Raw genomic sequence first — 19,260 nt, forward strand, 5'->3', positions numbered from 1 at the left:
CGGGCCCCCGTGCGCTGTCGGTCTCGCCCGTTACCGTGTGCCGGTGCACAGGACTGACGACGTGGTGATCCACTTTGCCGACGGCCCGCGGCTGCTCCGGCCGGAGCGCGACGAGCTGACGTACGCGGTCGAGGAACGGGTGACGGCGCAGGCCCCCTGGCTGTGCCTGGTGCGTGGCGGGCCGGACAGCGAGTTGTACGCCCAGGCGTACTGCCACGGCCCGGACCAGTGGCAGTTGGAGCACCGCCACGGGTCCTCGGGGGAGCACTACCAGGCGGTGGAGAACGTGACCTGGTCGGTGACCGAGCAGGTCCTCTGGGGCTGGATCGCGGCCGAGCCGGGCTGGCGCGACCAGGTCGCCTGGCGGAGGCTGGACTTCCCGGCCCGGCAGGTGCCGGTCGCCTACGAGCCGCACGCCCGCACGCGGTGGATCGGCAGTCACGCCGGCGGCCAGTTCTTCGGCGATGTCGCCGATGCAGCGGACGCGGCGGGCGACCTGGCGCTGCTGCACCTGTTCGACTCGGCGGGGAACCATCTCGCGACCGAGTTCCGCCCGGCCGCCGACTGGGACGACGCGGAGCGCGAACTGTCCGGGCTGCTGGGCGGCTTGAGCGAGGTGGTGTACGGCGCGATCCGGATCCGGCCGTTCGCGGTCGAGGCGCACGGGGTGAGGTGGGGGCTGATCGACGAGACGGCGGAGCGCGACGGCATGGAGCACTACGAGCTGGTGCCGCAGCAGCTCGGTTTCGGGGAGCCGTTCGACGGCTTCTACTCCACCTGACGGCCCGCCCGAACGTGCCGTGGCAGGCGGCATCGGGCGGGCGGCATCAGTGGCGGTCCAACTGCCTGCCGGACCACGGGCTGACGGCTCGGGCGATCAACTCCCTGAACCAGGCGGCGGCGAGGTCGGCCCCCTTGATGCTCCCGTAGGCTGCCGAGCGTGACCAGTGAGTATGCGTTCCCCGCCCTGCACGGCGCCGCCACCGGTGTCGGCTCGATGCCCGGTACCGATGCCCGGGAGGCTGCCAAGACCTCGGTCGGGGCGTTGGAGCAGCTGCCGTTCCTGCCCGAGTTGCCGGCTCGCGGGCCGGGGGCGGACATGATCGGGCGGTCGGCCGGGCTGCTGGTGGAGCTCTTCGCCGAGGTGCAGCCCAGTGGGTGGCGGTTCGCCGACCGGCCGGGGCGGGACACCAGGCGGGCGCGCTCCTGGCTGGGCGAGGACCTGGACGCGCTGGAGGAGTTCACCCAGGGGTACCAGGGTGCGCTGAAGCTGCAGGCGGTCGGGCCGTGGACGCTGGCCGCCGCGGTCGAGCTGCGGCACGGCGAGAAGGCGCTGGCCGACCCGGGGGCCTGCCGGGACATCGCCGGCTCGCTGGCCGAGGGGCTGCGCCGGCACCTCGCGGAGGTGCGCAAGCGGATCCCGGGCGCGCAGCTGGTGCTGCAGCTGGACGAGCCCTCGCTGCCGGCGGTGCTGGCCGGCGAGGTGAAGACGGCCAGCGGCTTCCAGCGGCTGCGCGCGGTGGACCGCCAGCGGGCCGAGGAGGCGCTGCGGGAGCTGATCCGCTCGCTGGACGTGCCGGTGCTGGTGCACAGCTGCGCGCCGAACGTGCCGATCCCCCTGCTGCGCCGGGCCGGTGTGGCCGGGATCTCGCTGGACTTCGGGCTGCTGACGGAGCGTGATGACGACGAGCTGGGCGAGGCGGTGGAGGCGGGGACGGTGTTCCTGGCCGGTGTGGTGCCGTCCACTGACCAGCCCCGTGGCGAAGTGAAGGCAGTGTCCGACCCGGCCGGTAGTGTCACCGGTGTCAGGACGTTGTGGCGCAGGCTCGGGCTCGATCCGGAACTGCTGGGCCGCCGCGTGCTGGTGACACCGACCTGCGGGTTGGCGGGGGCGAGCCCGGCCTACGCGCGCACGGCGCTGTCACTCAGCGTGAGGGGCGCCCAGAGCCTGGTGGACAACCCGGAGTAACGGTCAGGGAGGTTGCGGTGGCGGCGGTCGAGGGCTGGGAGGACGTTCCGGCGCAGGTGCGCAGGCGCCACGCCGAGTTGGCGGCCGAGGTGGAGGACCACCGCGCGCGGTACTACGACCAGGACGCCCCGATCGTCAGCGACGCCGAGTTCGACCGGCTGATGCGCGAGCTGGAGGCGCTGGAGGCCGAGCACCCGGCACTGGTCACCCCCGACTCGCCCACCCAGAAGGTGGGCGGCGGCGTCAGCGAGGACTTCGCCAAGGTCGAGCACCGCGAGCGGCTGCTCAGCCTGGACAACGCGATGGACGGGGAGGAGCTGGCCGCCTGGGCCGAGCGCGTGGCGAGCGAGCTGGCGGGCACCGAGTACCACTACCTCTGCGAACTCAAGGTCGACGGCCTCGCGGTCAACCTCACCTACGAGCACGGCCGGCTCACCCTCGCCGCCACCCGCGGCACCGGGCGGATCGGCGACGACATCACCGCCAACGTCCGCACCATCAAGGAGATCCCGCACCAGCTGCAGGGCGAGAACATCCCCGAGCTGGTCGAGATCCGCGGCGAGGTCTACCTGCCCACCGAGGCGTTCGCCGAGCTGAACGCCTCGCTCGCCGCCGAGAACGAGCGCCGCAAGGCCGAGAACGAGCAGCGCGCCAAGGAGGGCAAGCGCCCGCAGGCCCTGCTCAAGCTCTTCGCCAACCCGCGCAACGCCGCCGCCGGCTCGCTGCGCCAGAAGGACATCCAGGTCACGGCATCGCGCCCGCTGCACATGGTGGTGCACGGCATCGGCGCCCGCGAGGGATTCACCATCGACTGCCAGTCGCACGCCTACCAACTGCTGCACGACTGGGGCCTGCCCACCGCCAAGCACAACCGGGTGGTGGGGACCCTCGACGAGGTGCGGGCCTTCATCAAGGAGTACGGCGAGAAGCGCCACTCGGTCGAGCACGAGATCGACGGCGTGGTGGTCAAGGTGGACGAGATCGCCCTGCAGGGCCGGCTCGGCGCCACCTCCAAGTCGCCGCGCTGGGCGATCGCCTGGAAGTACCCGCCGGAGGAGGTCACCGCCAAGCTGGCGCGCATCCAGGTCGGCATCGGCCGCACCGGCCGGGCCACCCCGTTCGCCGTACTGGCCGAGCCGGTGAAGGTGGGTGGCGTCATGGTGCAGTACGCCACCCTGCACAACCAGCAGGTGGTCAAGGCCAAGGGCGTGCTGCTCGGCGACACCGTGGTGCTGCGCAGGGCCGGTGACGTGATCCCGGAGATCCTCGGCCCGATCGAGGACCTGCGGGACGGCACCGAGCAGGAGTTCGTGATGCCCTCGCACTGCCACGAGTGCGGGTCCGAGCTGCGCCCGATGTCCGAGGGGGACATCGACCTGCGCTGTCCCAACGCCCAGTTCTGCCCGGCCCAGGTCCGCGAGCGGATCGCCTTCCTGGGCGGACGCTCCTGCCTGGACGTGGACGGCCTGGGCTACGTGGCCGCCACCGCACTGACCCAGCCGTTGGAGCCCGTCGAGCCCCCCGTCAAGAACGAGGGGGACATCTTCGGACTGACTGTGGAGCAGTTGCTGCCGATCAAGGTGCTGGTGCGCGACCAGAAGAGCGGGATGCCGAAACTGGACGACGTCACCGGCGAGGAGAAGGAGGTCTTCTTCTTCGCCAACCTGGAGGGCGAGCCGAAGAAGACCGCGACCCTGCTGCTGGAGAGCCTCGCGGCGGCCAGGCAGAAGGAACTCTGGCGCTATCTCAACGGCCTGTCGATCCGCCATGTCGGCCCGGTCGCGGCCCAGGCGCTGGCCCGCGAGTTCCGCGACCTGGACGCGATCTTCGCGGCGAGCGAGGAGCAGCTGGCCGCCGCCGAGGGGGTCGGCCCGAAGATCGCCCGCTCGATCATCGAGTGGTACCAGGAGGAATGGCACCGCGAGATCCTGCGGAAATGGCGCGAGGCGGGGGTCCGGTTCACCGAGGAGGCGACCGAGGAGGAGGCGGAGCGGCCGCTGGACGGGCTCACCGTGGTGGTCACCGGCACGCTGGCCGGGCACACCCGGGACGGTGCCAAGGAGGCCCTGGTCTCGCGCGGTGCGAAGGTGACCGGTTCGGTTTCGAAGAAGACCGACTTCGTAGTGGTCGGTGACAACCCTGGGTCTAAGTATGACAAGGCGGTCCAGCTGGGGCTGCCGGTGCTGGATGATGCCGGCTTCGCGGTGCTGCTCGACTCGGGTCCGGCCGCGGCGCGCGCCCACCTCGGGCTGCCGACCGGCGAGGAGGAACCGGCCGAGGTAACCCCCGAGGGGGCTGACCAGGTCTGACGTGTCCCTCTTGTTATCGTGCTGATGCGCCGTCAGCAGGGTGGTGGGCGCGTAAAGGGGGCATCGTGTCAGTGTGCGGCGCCGGATCCGTGCTGGCGTGCTCCCGGATGACCGAAAGTCCGCCCTCGCTGTGAGGGCGGACTTACCCTGGAGCGCAACAGTGTGTCAGCAGGAGTGGGGGGCACCGGCCAGTGAGATCCGCGGGGGCCGGCGCCGACAGGGGCGCTTCCCGGCTGAGACCGACTGGCACTTCATCAGAAGGGCCAGGGCCGACCGTTCTTCGGGTCGGCTCCAAGCCGCGATGCGGCCTGGCGGGGGCGGGCCTGACGGAGGACAGGGCGTATGGATCGTACGACCGGCGGCGCGCCGACACGCCCGCCGCAGGGGGTGGCGGGTGCGGTCCTGCTGCTCGGTGTGCTGCTGGCCGGAGCCGCACCGCTGATCCCGCTTGCGGTCCTGGTCAGCCGGCACGAGCCCGAGCTGCTGCCGCTCTTCGCGGTCCCGCTGGCCGTCCTGGTGGCGGCCTGGCGGATCGCCCGCGACCGCGCCAGGGACCAGCTGACCGATCCGCTGACCGGTCTGCCGAACCGTCATGCCCTGCTGCTGGCGGCCCAGGAGGCGATCGCCGAGCACGAGGCCGAGGACGGGTACGCCGTCGGTCTGATCCTGCTCGACCTCGATCGGTTCCGTTCACTCAATGACACGCTCGGTCATGCGGCCGGTGACCGCTTACTCGTGCACATCGGGCGGCGACTGCACCGGGTGCTGCGCGGCGGATCGCACGACGGCCGGGAGAACCCCGGCGAGCCGGCCGGCCCGCTGCTCCCGGTCGCGCCCCTGGCACCGGTCGGCCCGCTGGCCCCGTTCGGCGCCGCCGAGCGCCGCCGGGAGACCGAGGACCTGCTCGCCGGCCTGCCCCCGGCCGCCGAGGCCGGCCGCCGCGCGGTGGTGGCCCGGATGGGCGGCGACGAGTTCGCGGTGCTGCTCCCCGGCGTCGGCTGCCCCGACACCCTGGAACGACTGGCCCGGGCGCTGATCGCGGAACTCGCCGCGCCGATCCGGCTCGACGGCCTGCTGCTGGTGCTGGAGGCCACCGCCGGCGTCTGCGTCTACCCGCAGCACGCGGGCGACGCAGAATCGTTGTTGCGCAGGGCCGACGTCGCGATGGGCCACGCCCAGCGCGCGCGCACCGGCGTCGAGCAGTACGACCACTCCCAGGACGCCGACACGCCCTACCGGATCGGCCTGCTCGGCGACCTGCGCCGGGCCCTGGAGACCGGCGAGGTGCAGCTGCACTACCAGCCCAAGGTGGCCTTCGACGGCCGGGTGGTGGGCCTGGAGGCGCTGCTGCGCTGGGAACGGCCCGGGCGCGGCAAGGTCTCGCCGGACGAGTTCGTCGGCCTGGCCGAGTCCAGCGGCCTGATGCCCCGGCTCACCGACTACGTGCTGGAGGCCGCGATCGGCCAGCTGGCCGCCTGGCGGGCGCAGGGCCTGCAGGTCCAGGTCGCGGTCAACGTCTCGCCGCGCGACGTGCTCAACCCCGGCTTCGCCCAGCGGGTGGCCGGCCATCTGGAGCGCCATCAGGTCCCGGCGCAGGCCCTGCAACTGGAGATCACCGAGCGGCTGCTGCTGGACGACTCCCGGCTGGCCGCCGACACCCTGGCCGAACTGCGCGGGCACGGCGTCGGCATGTCCCTCGACGACTTCGGCACCGGCCACTCCTCGCTGGTGCGGCTGCGCAGCCTGCCGGTCGGCGAGCTCAAGATCGACCGCTCCTTCGTCTCCCGGATGGTCGCCGACCACCACGACGCGGCGGTGGTCCGCTGCTCGGTGGAGCTCGCGCACTCGCTCGGCCTGACCGTGGTCGCCGAGGGCGTCGAGGACGACGAGACCTGGGAGCGCCTGCACGGCCTGGGGGTGGACGCCGTCCAGGGCTGGCTGGTCTCCGCCGCGCTGCCGGCCGACCAGGCCACCGCCTGGCTCCGGGTGCACCGCACCGGACCGCCCTCCGCCGAGCGGCTCGCCCCACTGGAGCGCTGGACCGGGCAGGCCGAACTCCCGTACCCCACCTTGCCCCGCCAGCCCCTCACCCCACCCACCGAGGCCCCCACGACCCCTCAGTAACACGGGTGGCACGCCGGGCCCCCTAGGATGGGCGGTAAAGACATAGAGAACGGATCGCCCGCCGTGCGCGCTGCGCGCGGTGTCGCGGCGGTGTCGTACTCACCCAGAACTCAGATGAGGATCGCTGCATGCCTGGCATCACGCGCGAGGAGGTCGCCCACCTCGCCCGGCTGTCGCGTCTGGAGTTGCAGGCGGAGGAGCTGGACCACTTCGCCGAGCAGCTGGACGTGATCATCGGCGCGGTCGCCCGCGTTTCCGAGGTCGCCGGACAGGACGTCCCGCCGACCTCCCACCCGCTGCCGCTGACCAACGTCATGCGCGCGGACGAGGTGCGGCCCTCGCTCACCCCCGAGCAGGCGCTGGCCGGTGCCCCGGCCGCCGAGGAGCAGCGTTTCCGGGTTCCGCAGATCCTGGGGGAGGACTAACACCCATGACCGACCTCATCAAGTTCACCGCCGCCGAGACCGCCGCCGCCATCGCGAGCGGCAAGGTCAGCGCGGTCGAGGTGACCCAGGCCCACCTGGACCGGATCGACGCCGTCGACAAGAAGGTCAACGCCTTCCTGCACGTGGACACCGAGGGCGCGCTGGGCGCGGCCCGCGCGGTGGACGCCAAGCGCGCCGCCGGCGAGGAGCTCGGCCCGCTGGCCGGCGTCCCGCTGGCGCTCAAGGACGTCTTCACCACCAAGGGCATCCCGACCACCTGCGGTTCCAAGATCCTCGAGGGCTGGATCCCGCCGTACGACGCCACCCTGACGACCCGTCTGAAGGACGCGGGCGTGGTCATCCTCGGCAAGACCAACATGGACGAGTTCGCGATGGGCTCCTCCACCGAGAACTCCGCCTACGGCGCCACCGGCAACCCCTGGGACCTGTCCCGGATCCCCGGCGGCTCCGGCGGCGGCTCGGCGGCCGCGCTGGCCGCCTTCGAGGCCCCGCTGGCGATCGGCACCGACACCGGCGGCTCGATCCGCCAGCCCGGCGCCGTCACCGGCACGGTCGGCGTCAAGCCCACCTACGGCTCGGTCTCCCGCTACGGCCTGGTCGCCTTCTCCTCCTCGCTGGACCAGGGCGGCCCGTGCGCGCGCACCGTGCTGGACGCGGCGCTGCTGCACGAGGCGATCGCCGGCCACGACCCGCTGGACTCCACCTCGATCGACGCCCCGGTCCCGGCCGTGGTCGCCGCCGCCAAGCTGCGCGACGTGCGCGGCATGCGGATCGGCGTGGTCAAGGAGTTCGCCGGCGAGGGCTACCAGGCCGGCGTGATGCAGCGGTTCAACGAGAGCGTGGAGCTGCTGCGCGAGCTCGGCGCCGAGGTGGTCGAGGTCTCCTGCCCGTCCTTCGACCTCGCGCTGCCCGCCTACTACCTGATCGCGCCCAGCGAGGCCTCCTCCAACCTGGCCCGCTTCGACGCGATGCGCTACGGCCTGCGGGTCGGCGACAACGGCAACCGCTCGGCCGAGGAGGTCACCGCGCTGACCCGCGAGGCCGGCTTCGGCCCCGAGGTCAAGCGCCGGATCATCCTGGGCACCTACGCCCTCTCCTCCGGCTACTACGACGCCTACTACGGCTCGGCCCAGAAGGTCCGCACGCTGATCTCGCGCGACTTCGACGCCGCTTTCGCCGGTGTCGACGTGCTGATCTCGCCGACCACCCCGACCACCGCCTTCCCGATCGGCGAGCGCGCCGACGACCCGATGGCGATGTACCTGGCCGACCTGTGCACGATTCCGTCGAACCTGGCGGGCAACGCGGCCATGTCGCTGCCCTGCGGCCTGGCGCCGGAGGACAATCTCCCGGTCGGCCTGCAGATCATCGCTCCCGCGATGGCGGACGACCGCCTGTACCGCGTGGGCGGCGCCGTCGAGGCCGCACTCAACGACAAGTGGGGGCACCCCCTGCTCGAGGAGGCACCGGCACTGTGAGCAAGATCGAGAAGGCCAAGGCCAGTTCTTCAATCAAAGGGTGGAAGCACAGCAAGCCCGGCCTGTGGCTGTCCATCGGCACCAGCGCCTTCGGTGTGCTGAGCATCGTCAAGGACGTCAAGAAGGCCCGCACCGAGCAGGACACCCTGCTCCTCGCCAACGCCGTGGTCGGCGCCCTGGCCCTGGTCACCGGCACCGCCCTGCTCGTCCGCGAGCTGCGCCAGCTGACCAGCGACGACGTGCTGGCGGGCTGACGCCCCCTCGGGTCCGGCCCCCGGTGAACCGCGGGGCCGGGCCGGTACCTCCAAGACTTTTTAGTGAAGGGGACGCTGTGAGCGTCATGAACCTGGTCTCCTACGACGACGCACTCGCCTCCTACGACCCGGTGATGGGCCTGGAGGTCCATGTCGAACTGGGTACCAAGACGAAGATGTTCTGCGGCTGCTCGACCGAGCTGGGTGCCGAGCCGAACAGCCAGGTCTGCCCGACCTGCCTGGGGCTGCCGGGCTCGCTGCCGGTGGTCAACGCGGTCGGCGTGGAGTCGGCGATCCGGATCGGGCTGGCGCTGAACTGCGAGATCGCCGAGTGGTGCCGGTTCGCCCGGAAGAACTACTTCTACCCGGACATGCCGAAGAACTTCCAGACCTCGCAGTACGACGAGCCGATCGCCTACAACGGCTACCTCGACGTGCAGCTGGAGGACGGCTCGACCTTCCGCGTGGAGATCGAGCGCGCCCACATGGAGGAGGACACCGGCAAGTCCAGCCACGTCGGCGGGGCCACCGGCCGGATCCACGGCGCCACCCACTCGCTGCTCGACTACAACCGGGCCGGCATCCCGCTGATCGAGATCGTCACCAAGCCGATCGAGGGCGCCGGCGAGCGCGCGCCCGAGGTGGCCAAGGCGTACGTGGCCGAGCTGCGCGAGCTGATCCGGGCGCTGGGCGTCTCCGAGGCCCGGATGGACAAGGGCCAGATGCGCTGCGACGTCAACCTGTCGCTGCGCCCGCACGGCCGCGAGACCTTCGGCACCCGCAGCGAGACCAAGAACGTCAACTCGCTGCGCAGCGTGGAGCGGGCCGCCCGGTTCGAGATCCAGCGGCACGCCACCGTGCTGGGCGACGGCGGCACCATCGTCCAGGAGACCCGGCACTTCCACGAGGAGGACGGCACCACCACTTCGGGCCGGATCAAGGACAACGCGGAGGACTACCGCTACTTCCCCGAGCCCGACCTGGTCCCGATCGCCCCGGCCCGCGACTGGGTCGAGGAGCTGCGGGCCTCGCTGCCCGAGCTGCCCCGGGTGCGCCGGGCCCGGCTGCAGGCCGAGTGGGGCCTGTCCGACAAGGACATGCAGTCGGTGCTCAACGCGGGCGCGGTGGAGCCGATCCTGGAGACCATCGCGGCCGGTGCCCCGGCCGACCAGGCCCGCAAGTGGTGGCTGGGCGAGCTGGCCCGCCGGGCCAACGAGACCGGCACCGACCTGGCCGAGCAGCCGATCACCCCGGCCCAGGTGGCCCGGGTCTGCGCGCTGGTCGCCGAGGGCAAGCTCAACGACAAGCTGGCCCGCCAGGTGATCGAGGGCGTGCTGGCCGGCGAGGGCGAGCCGGACGAGGTGGTCGCCAAGCGCGGCCTGGCCGTGGTCTCCGACGACTCCGCGCTCGGCGCGGCCGTCGACCAGGCGATCGCCGACAACCCGGACGTCGCCGCCAAGATCCGCGACGGCAAGGTGCAGGCGGTCGGCGCGCTGGTCGGCGCGGTCATGAAGACCACCCGCGGCCAGGCCGACGCGGCCCGGGTGAAGGACCTCATCCTGGAGAAGCTGGGCGCCTAAGCACCTGTCAGTACCGAGGCCACCCCTCCTTAGGGGTGGCCTCAGTGCTTTTCCGGCCCTTTCGGCCCCCGCCTAAGGACCTGACCCCGCGCAAGATCCGGCATGCTGCCGATGCCCCGCACCCCCCTGGGAGAGGAATCTCTAGGTATCGGGAAACCAGCCCGAGCAGAACCCAGAGGGGAACCGAAGTGATCGAGTACGAGATCTACCGTCAGCGCAACGCCGAGCTGCGGGCCGCCGCCGCGCACGAGCGACTGGCCGACGAGGCCCGCCGGGCCAACCGCGCCGCCCGCGGCCAGGACGGCACCGTCGCCGCCCGGATCGGCCGGTTCACGGCCGGTCTGCGCCGCACCCCGGCGCACACCACCCGCGCCGCAGCTGAATGCTGACAGCGGGGGGCGGTTCCGGTGCCACGAGGGGAGCACCGGAACCGCGCACCGAGCACACGGAGGGGAGGGACGCCGACGGCGCCCTCCCCTCCGGCCTGCGGGCGGTTCGTCCACAGCTTGGGATAACCCGTGGGCCGTTGTCGGCGCGCTATGGCATGCTCGGCGCCGTGGAGCAGATGTCGGTCAGTCCCGTCTTCGTCGGCCGTGGCAACGAGCTCGCAGCGCTCACCGCCGCGCTGCGCCGTGCGGCCGGCGGTGCCCCACAGGCACTGCTGATCGGCGGCGAGGCGGGGGTTGGCAAGACCCGGCTGCTGGAGGAGTTCCTCTGCGCCGCCGAGCAGGGCGGCACCGGCACCGTCACCATGCTCGGCAACTGCCTCGAGGTGGGCGCCGAGGGCCTGCCGTACGCCCCGCTGGTCACCGCGCTGCGCCGACTGCACCGCCGGATCGGCCCCGAGCTGGAGCGCGCCGCCGACGGCCTCGAGGGCCACCTGTCCCGCCTGCTGCCCGAGTTCGGCGAGGCCGACACCGAGCCCAACGACGAGTACGGCCGGGCCCGGCTGTTCGAGCAGATCGCCCTGCTCTTCGAACGGCTGGCCGCCGAGCACCCGTTGGTGCTGGCGATCGAGGACCTGCACTGGTCCGACCGCTCCACCCGCGAACTGCTCGGGTACCTGATCGCCACCCTGCACCGGTCCCGGGTGCTGATCGTGGCCACCTACCGCACCGACGACCTGCACCGCCGCCACCCGCTGCGCCCGTTCCTGGCCGAGCTGGAGCGCCAACGCACCGTGCAGCGCCTGGAGCTGAACCGTTTCGGCCGCCAGGAGGTGGCCGCCCAACTGGCCGGCATCCTGCGCACCGAGGCCCCCGACCACCAGTTGGTCGAGCGGATCCACCGCCGCTCCGAGGGCAACCCGTTCTTCGTCGAGGAGTTGGCCTGCTCCTACACCGGCGGCTGCGCGGTGGGGATGAGCGAGACGCTGCGCGACATCCTGCTGGTCCGGGTCGAGGCGCTGCCCGAGGCCACCCAACGGGTGGTCAGGATCGCCGCCGAGGGCGGCTCCCGGATCGAGCACGAGCTGCTGGCCGCCGTGCTGGACGGTCCGGAGGACGAACTGCTCGACGCGCTGCGCACCGCCGTCGGCGCCAACATCCTGCAGCCCGACAAGGACGGCGAGGGCTACCGGTTCCGGCACGCGCTGGTCCGCGAGGCGGTCTCCGACGACCTGCTGCCCGGCGAGCGGACCAGGATCAACCGCCGCTTCGCCACCGTGCTGGCGGCCGAACCCGGCCTGGTCCACTGCGACGAGGGCCCGGCCCGACTGGCCAACTACTGGTACCACGCGCACGATCCGGCCCGGGCCCTGCCCACCGCGCTGGACGCCGCCCGGGCCGCCCGGCGGCGCAACGCCTTCGCCGAGCAGCTCAGCCTGCTGGAGCGGGCCATCGAACTGTGGGACGAGGTCTCGGAGGAGACCCAGAAGGCCACCCTGCGCCCGCCGGACTGGGCCGAGACCTACCCGCCGTGCTGCTGCGCCCCGGGCACCTGCGAGCCGGAGTGCGACCAGCTGCAACTGGTGGACGTGCTGGCCGAGGCGGTGGTCGCGGCCCGCCGGGCCGGCGACCGGGACCGCGGCCTGAGCCTGGCCAAGCGGGCCCTGAAGCAGGTGGACGAGACCGAGAACCCGCTGCGCGCCGCCTGGTTCCGGATGAACCGGGCCAAGATGCTCGGCCACCTCAACCGCGCCGGCGGCGACGAGGAGTTGGCGCACGCCCGGCGCCTGGTCGAGGGCCGCGCGCCGTCCGCCGTGCAGGCCGACGTCTTCTCGCTGGCAGCCGGTCAGGCGATGCTGCACGGCGCGACCGAGGCGGACCTGGTGACGGCCGAGCGCGCGGTGGCGATCGCCCGCGAGGTCGGCGCGACCAGCGTCGAGCTGCACGCGCTGATGACCCTCGGCTCGCTGTACACCGAGTTCGGCGACCCGGAGCGCGGCATCGCCCTGCTGCGCCAGGCGATCGAGGGCGCCCGCCGGCACGCCGTGCCGGACCTGCTGACCCGCGGCCTGAACAACCTGGCCAGCCTCTTCGGCCACCTGGGCCGCGCCGAGGAGGCCGTGACGCTGGCCCGCGAGGGCCTGGCGGTGGCCGGCCGGCTCGGCCTGCTGCGCAACACCGGCGCGATCCTGGCCGGCAACCTGGCCGAGTGCCTGCTGCTGGTCGGCCGCCCGGCCGAGGCCGCCGAGGCGCTGGCCGCCTGGAAGGAGGACAGCCGGGCCGAGGCCTACGACCCCTTCCTGCACCGGCTGCGCGGCGAACTCGCCCTGGTGAACGGCGATCTGACGGCGGCCCGGGAGCACCTGGGCCGCTCCGAGGTGAGCTTCGACCGGGACCAGCCGCAGCATGCGGTGCCCCGGGCCCGGCTGGAGATCGACCTGGCCGGGCGCACCGGCCGGCCGCTGGAGGCCAGATCGGTGCTCCTCGCGGTGCTGGACAGCCCGATCACCACCCGGGAGAGCCTGCTGCTGCCGCTGCTGGCCCGGGCCGCCGGGGTGGAGGCCGACTCCCGGGGCCTGCCCGCCGCCGACCAGGACCGCCCCGCCGTACTGGACCGGATCGCGGCGGAACTGGCCGAGCAGCGCCCGGTGGTGCCGCTGCACCAGGGGTGGGCGCGGCTGGCCGAGGCCGAACTGGCCCGAGCCGCCGGCGTCGACACCGCGGCGCACTGGGCCGCCGCGATCGAGCCGCTGCGCGCCACCGGTCTGCCCTACCCGCTGGTGCTCGCGCTGCTCGGCGCGGGCGGCGCGGCCGCGGCCGCCGGCGACCGCGAGCGGGCCGGTGAACTGCTCCGCGAGGCGGCCGAACTGGCCGCCCGTCGCGGCGATACCGGGCTCGGCCGGGAGATCGCCCGGCTGGCCGACCGGGCCGGGGTGGCCCGGGCCCTGGCGGCCACCGAGGGGGCGCGGGAGGGGGCGCGCGCGGATCGGTCCGAGCCGGGTGGCGCCTCCGCCTTCCATCTGACCCCCCGCGAGACCGACGTGCTGCGGCTGCTGGCGGAGGGCCGGACGAACCGTCAGATCGCCGAGGAGCTCTTCATCTCGCCCAAGACGGCCAGCGTGCACGTCTCCAACATCCTGGCCAAGCTGGAGGTGTCCGGCCGTGGTGAGGCGGCGGCGCTGGCCCACCGGCTGCGGCTCTTCCCGGAAGGCCGCACACCGGTTGCGGTCGGCGGCGCGTAGTCCGGCGCACGGACGCACGCGCCCCGGCGCGCGTGCACCCGCGCGTGCGCTACGGCCAACCAGGCCGATCTGGTCGAAACGGGTGCGGATCCCTACTCTCTGACCATTACTCTAAGTTGAGTGCACGTGTCATTGAGTGACCGAACTGGTGTAGGGTCCCGGCTGGGAACAGAGGGGGAGGTGCCGGGTGGACCCCAAGCCTGAGGCCGCGCCCGGCGCGGTCGCGGCTGACACCGCATCGCCGTCCGCCGCCGCATCGCCGTCCGTGGCCAGGCAGTTGACCGCTGCCAGACCGCTGCCCGACTGCTCGCAGCCGTCCGACTGCCCGCAGCCGGTCGACCTCGCGGCGCGGCCGCCGGTGCTGTCCGGTCGACTGCCCGCCCTGGCGATCGCGCTGCTCTGCCTCGGCTATGCGCTGGGCGCCGCCACCGGCTGGGGTTCGCGCCCGCTGGCCCTCTTCATGGGCGATTTCGGCCTGGCCGGTGCGGCCCTGGCGGCCGCCCTCTCCTGCCTGGTGCACGGCTGCACGGTGCCCGGCCCGGCCCGCCCCGCCTGGCTGCTCTTCGGCCTCTCCTCGGCCGCCGTCGCGCTCGGCAACGGCGCCTGGGGCTGGTACGAGGTGGTGCTGCGGACCAGCGTCCCGCCGGACTCGGTGGCCGACTACGCCTTCCTCGCGTTCGCCCCGCTGGCCGTGATCGGCCTGCTGGTACTGGCCCAGCGCCCACGCGGCGCGGCCGGCTGGCTCTGCCTGCTGCTGGACGGCTGGATGGTGGCCGGCTCGCTCTTCACCCTGGGCTGGAGCCTGGCGCTCGGCCACGCCGCCGAGGGCGAGGTCGGCGACCCGCTGCGGCTCGCCCTCGGCCTGGCCTACCCGGTGCTGGACATCCTGATGGTCTCCCTGGTGGTCGGCCTGCGGTTCCGCGGCCGGGACGGCAACCGGGCCGCCGTGCACACCGCGATGCTGGGCCTCGCGGTCACCGTGGTCTGCGACGCGCTCTTCACCTCGCCCGCGCTGCGCGACAGTTACCACTCCGGCGAGATCCTGGACGCCGGCTGGTTCTGCGGCAGCCTGCTGCTGGCCTGTGCCCCCTGGTCGGCCCGCTGGCGCCGGGGTCGCCCGAGCCGCGAGCACCCCTCGGCCGGCGGCATCCCGCGCCGCCGGGTGGCCTCCACCTTCAGCGCGCTCACCCCGTACGCCGCCGCCTCGGTCTGCACCGCGGGCATCCTCTACAACGCCCTCGGAGGCCGTCCGATGGACCGGGTGGTGATTGTGGTCGCCTGCACGGTGGGGCTGGCGCTGATCGTCCGTCAGGGCATCATGCTGCTCGACAACCTGTCGCTGGCCCAGGAACTGGCGCAGAAGGAGGCGCACTTCCGCTCGCTGGTGCAGGGATCGAGCGACGTCATCATGATCACCGGCGCCGACGGGGTGCTCTCCTACGTCTCCCCGGCCGCCCTGGGCGTCTACAGCCGGGACCCGGAGGAGCTGGTCGGCAGCCGACTGCTGGACCTGGTGCACCCGCAGGACGCCGACCGGGTAATCGGCGAGGTCCGCCGGTTCCTGGCCCGCACCCAGCGGCTGGCCCGCCAGCTCAGCCCGGGCTCGCACCGCGGCTCGGCCCGCAGCGGCGAGCCCAGTGCCCGGGTGGAGTGCCGGATCAGGGCCGGCGGCGGCGAGTGGCTGCACGTCGAGTCCACCGTCAACCGGTACCGCGACGGGCTGATCCTGAACAGCCGGGACGTCACCGAACGAGTCCGACTGCAGGCCCAGTTGCAGCACAACGCGTTCCACGACCCGCTCACCGACCTGCCCAACCGGGCGCTGTTCGCCAAGCGGCTCAAGGCGGCGCTCGGCGGCCGCGGCGCCGGCCCCGACGGGGACGGCCCGCGCGAGCACCCCTACCCGGACGGCGCCACGGTGGCCGTGCTCTTCCTGGACCTGGACGGCTTCAAGGCGGTCAACGACACCGCGGGCCACCAGGTGGGTGACCAGCTGCTGGTGCAGGCGGCTCGCCGGCTGCAGGCCACGGTGCGTTCCGGCGACACCGTCGCCCGGTTCGGTGGCGACGAGTTCGCGGTGCTGGTCAGCGGCCCGCTCGGCCGGCTGCGGGTGCAGGAGCTGGCCGAGCGGCTGCGGCACGCGCTCTCCGAGCCGTACTGGATCGGCGGCGCCGAACTGGGCGTGGCCGCCAGCATCGGCATCGCCTTCGGCCCGTGCGACACCCGGCAGAGCGACGCGCGGCAGAGCGACACCCGACAGAGCGACGCGCGGCAGAGCGGCACCGGGCATGGCGGCACCGGGCCGGGCAGCTCGGAGGCCCCGGCCACCGAGCCCGGCGCCCTGGCCGACGAGCTGATGCGCGACGCCGACCTCGCGATGTACCGGGCCAAGTCGGAGGGCAAGGGTCGGGTGGTGCTCTACACCCCCGCGATGCGGCTCGACGTCGACCGTCGCCGGGAGCTGGACGAGCGGCTGCGGGTGGCGGTCCGCGAGGGCGGGTTCGCGCTGCTGCACCAGCCGGTGGTCGACCTGCGCACCGGCGCGGTCACCGGTCTGGAGGCGCTCGCCCGCTGGCGCTCGGCGCAGGGACTGCTGCTCACCCCGGCGGAGTTCCTGCGCGGCGCCGAGCAGGGCGACGCGGCCACCCGGTTCGCCCGCTGGCTGCTCCAGCAGGCGGTCGCCCAGGCCGCGGTCCGTGGCGTCGGCGACGGCCCCGGGCCCGCGCGCACCGGCCCGGGCGCCGTCCCGGTCTCGGTACGGCTGACCGCCGAGCGGCTCTGCGCGCCGGGCGTGTACGAGACCATCGCGGCCGCCCTGCGGGACCACGGGCTGCCCCCCGGGCGGCTGGTGATCGAGCTGGCCCGGATGGGCCCGGACAGCACCGCCGACGAGCTGGGCCGCCGTCTGGCCGCGCTGCGCCGCCTCGGGGTGGGCACCGCGCTGGCCGGTTTCGGGGCCGGTGGCGGCTCGCTCGGCACCCTCGCGCAGTTGCCCTTCGACTGCCTCAAGCTGGACCGCTCGCTGGTGCAGGAGGTGGCCGAGTCGCCGCGCTGCCGGGCGCTCGCGGGCCATGCCCTGCGGCTGGCCCGGGAGCTGGGTCTGGTCACCGCCGCCGAGGGGGTGGACCAGCAGCGCCAGGTCTCGGTGCTCCAGGAGCTGGGCTGCCGGCACGGGCAGGGCCTGGCCTTCGCCCAGCCGCTGGACGAGTTCCGGCTGCGCCGGGCGCTGGCCCGTAGGCTCTACCCGTTGCCCCGGCCGCTGGGCACGGTCTCGGCCCGGCGGGCCTACCTGTCGGCGGCGGACACCCGATCGGGTGGCAGGCCGTCCATTCTGGGTCCGCATGGCGAGACGGCCGTCCCACCTGCTTGACATCCATCCTCGCTGAGGAGGAAGGTCGGTGCCATGCGCACCCGAATTCTCGTACTTGGCGGGCGCGTCGGCTGAGCGGGCCACGTTGCCCGACTCGATAGAGACCGACGCGCCACCCCTCGCATGCCCTGGGCACGAGGGGTTTTTTGTTGCACTCGCACCGTCGCGACACCGTTGTACCGCCCGCCCGTTTCCCCTGAAAATAGGAGGAAACGGACAGCCGCCCGGCGAAAGAAGACAGGCAGATGACTGAGCACACGGCATCCCCCCGCCGCGGGGAGCACCCGGCCGCCCCGTCCCAAGACACTCCCGTTGTGGTCGAGACGATGACCGGAGCGCAGTCGCTCATTCGCTCGCTCGAGGCCGTAGGCGCGGAGACGATCTTCGGTATCCCGGGCGGCGCGATCCTGCCGGCGTACGACCCGCTGATGGACTCCACCAAGGTCCGACACATCCTGGTCCGGCACGAGCAGGGCGCCGGCCACGCGGCCACCGGCTACGCGCAGGCCACCGGCAAGGTCGGCGTCTGCATGGCCACCTCGGGCCCGGGCGCGACCAACCTGGTCACCCCGATCGCCGACGCCTTCATGGACTCGGTCCCGATGGTCGCGATCACCGGCCAGGTCGCCTCCAAGGCGATCGGCACCGACGCCTTCCAGGAAGCCGACATCTGCGGCATCACGATGCCGATCACCAAGCACAACTTCCTGGTCACCGACCCCGCCGAGATCCCCCGGGTGATCGCCGAGGCCTTCCACATCGCCGCCACCGGCCGCCCCGGCCCGGTGCTGGTCGACATCGCCAAGGACGCCCTGCAGGCCACCACCACCTTCCGCTGGCCGGTGGACACCTCGCTGCCCGGCTACCGCCCGGTGACCAAGCCGCACGCCAAGCAGATCCGCGAGGCCGCCAAGCTGCTGGTCGGCGCCAAGAGGCCGGTGCTCTACGTCGGTGGCGGAGTGATCAAGGCGAACGCCACCGCGGAGCTGCGGATCCTGGCCGAGCTGACCGGCGCGCCGGTGGTCACCACCCTGATGGCCCTGGGCGCCTTCCCGGACAGCCACCCGCAGCACCTGGGCATGCCCGGCATGCACGGCAGCGTCCCGGCGGTCACCGCGCTGCAGAAGTCCGACCTGCTCTTCACCCTCGGCGCCCGCTTCGACGACCGGGTCACCGGCAAGCTGGACGGCTTCGCGCCGTACGCCAAGGTGGTCCACGCGGACATCGACCCGGCCGAGATCGGCAAGAACCGCCCCGCCGACGTGCCGATCGTGGGTGACGCCCGCGAGGTGCTGGCCGACCTGATCGTGGCCGTCCAGGCCGAGCACGAGGCCGGTCGCAAGGGCGACTACTCCGACTGGTGGGTCAAGCTCAACGAATGGAAGAAGACCTACCCGCTGGGCTACGAGCCGGCCCCCGCAGGTGAGTTGTCGCCGCAGCAGGTGATCGAGCGGCTCGGCCAGCTGGTCGGCTCGGACGCGATCTACGCCGCGGGCGTCGGCCAGCACCAGATGTGGGCCTCGCAGTTCATCAACTACGAGAAGCCGGCCACCTGGCTGAACTCCGGTGGCGCGGGCACCATGGGCTACGCGGTGCCGGCCGCGATGGGCGCCAAGGCGGGCCGGCCGGAGGCCGTGGTCTGGGCGATCGACGGCGACGGCTGCTTCCAGATGACCAATCAGGAACTGGTCACCTGCGCGCTGAACAACATCCCGATCAAGGTCGCGGTGATCAACAACGGTTCGCTGGGCATGGTCCGCCAGTGGCAGACGCTCTTCTACAACCAGCGGTACTCCAGCACCGTGCTGCACTCCGGTCCCGACCACGACGGCATCGCGCCGCCCCCGCAGGGCACCCGGATCCCCGACTTCGTGCTGCTCTCCGAGGCGATGGGCTGTGTCGGCCTGCGCTGCGAGCGGCCGGAGGACCTGGACGCGGTGATCAAGCAGGCGATGGAGATCAACGACCGCCCGGTGGTGATCGACTTCATCGTCCACCAGGACGCCATGGTCTGGCCGATGGTCGCGGCCGGCACCAGCAACGACGAGATCCTGTTCGCCCGGGGCATTCGCCCCGACTTCGGCGACGACCTCGACTGACAG

The 19,260-nt window shown here is 72.9% G+C and carries 12 protein-coding genes; all 12 read left to right on the top strand.

The window, feature by feature from the left end; all coding sequences use genetic code 11:
* The first annotated feature begins 43 nt into the window (after positions 1-43).
* Positions 44-781, top strand: a complete 738-nt coding sequence (locus BR98_RS17835; protein WP_157537829.1) for a hypothetical protein — start codon at positions 44-46, stop codon at positions 779-781.
* A gap of 216 nt (positions 782-997) precedes the next feature.
* On the top strand, positions 998-1,969 hold the full coding sequence (locus BR98_RS17840; protein WP_051971106.1) for a methionine synthase: 972 nt from the start codon (positions 998-1,000) through the stop codon (positions 1,967-1,969).
* 17 nt (positions 1,970-1,986) lie between these two features.
* Positions 1,987-4,278, top strand: coding sequence for an NAD-dependent DNA ligase LigA (ligA, locus tag BR98_RS17845; RefSeq protein WP_035845950.1), 2,292 nt, complete (start codon positions 1,987-1,989; stop codon positions 4,276-4,278).
* Between the two features lie 342 nt (positions 4,279-4,620).
* Positions 4,621-6,402 (top strand): putative bifunctional diguanylate cyclase/phosphodiesterase, encoded by a 1,782-nt coding sequence (locus BR98_RS38120; protein ID WP_051969886.1) that lies wholly within the window; start codon positions 4,621-4,623, stop codon positions 6,400-6,402.
* A gap of 128 nt (positions 6,403-6,530) precedes the next feature.
* Positions 6,531-6,827, top strand: a complete 297-nt coding sequence (gene gatC, locus BR98_RS17855) for an Asp-tRNA(Asn)/Glu-tRNA(Gln) amidotransferase subunit GatC (RefSeq protein WP_035845952.1) — start codon at positions 6,531-6,533, stop codon at positions 6,825-6,827.
* Between the two features lie 5 nt (positions 6,828-6,832).
* Positions 6,833-8,326, top strand: coding sequence for an Asp-tRNA(Asn)/Glu-tRNA(Gln) amidotransferase subunit GatA (gene gatA, locus BR98_RS17860; protein ID WP_035845954.1), 1,494 nt, complete (start codon positions 6,833-6,835; stop codon positions 8,324-8,326).
* Positions 8,323-8,580: a hypothetical protein gene (locus BR98_RS17865; RefSeq protein ID WP_083976702.1), complete on the top strand. Its 258-nt coding sequence runs from the start codon at positions 8,323-8,325 to the stop codon at positions 8,578-8,580. Before gatA ends, BR98_RS17865 begins: the two co-directional genes overlap by 4 nt.
* Positions 8,581-8,666: 86 nt before the next feature.
* Complete coding sequence (gatB, locus tag BR98_RS17870) at positions 8,667-10,160, top strand: Asp-tRNA(Asn)/Glu-tRNA(Gln) amidotransferase subunit GatB (RefSeq protein ID WP_198042370.1); 1,494 nt, start codon at positions 8,667-8,669, stop codon at positions 10,158-10,160.
* Between the two features lie 188 nt (positions 10,161-10,348).
* Positions 10,349-10,549, top strand: a complete 201-nt coding sequence (locus BR98_RS17875; RefSeq protein ID WP_035845958.1) for a hypothetical protein — start codon at positions 10,349-10,351, stop codon at positions 10,547-10,549.
* Between the two features lie 176 nt (positions 10,550-10,725).
* On the top strand, positions 10,726-13,788 hold the full coding sequence (locus BR98_RS17880) for a helix-turn-helix transcriptional regulator (protein WP_232247890.1): 3,063 nt from the start codon (positions 10,726-10,728) through the stop codon (positions 13,786-13,788).
* 358 nt (positions 13,789-14,146) lie between these two features.
* Positions 14,147-17,158: a putative bifunctional diguanylate cyclase/phosphodiesterase gene (locus BR98_RS17885; RefSeq protein WP_232247891.1), complete on the top strand. Its 3,012-nt coding sequence runs from the start codon at positions 14,147-14,149 to the stop codon at positions 17,156-17,158.
* A 245-nt stretch (positions 17,159-17,403) separates the two neighbouring features.
* Positions 17,404-19,257 (top strand): acetolactate synthase large subunit, encoded by a 1,854-nt coding sequence (locus tag BR98_RS17890; RefSeq protein WP_035845959.1) that lies wholly within the window; start codon positions 17,404-17,406, stop codon positions 19,255-19,257.
* Positions 19,258-19,260 lie beyond the last annotated feature (3 nt).

It is taken from the genome of Kitasatospora azatica KCTC 9699, assembly GCF_000744785.1.
In the GTDB taxonomy this organism is placed as follows: Bacteria; Actinomycetota; Actinomycetes; order Streptomycetales; family Streptomycetaceae; genus Kitasatospora; species Kitasatospora azatica.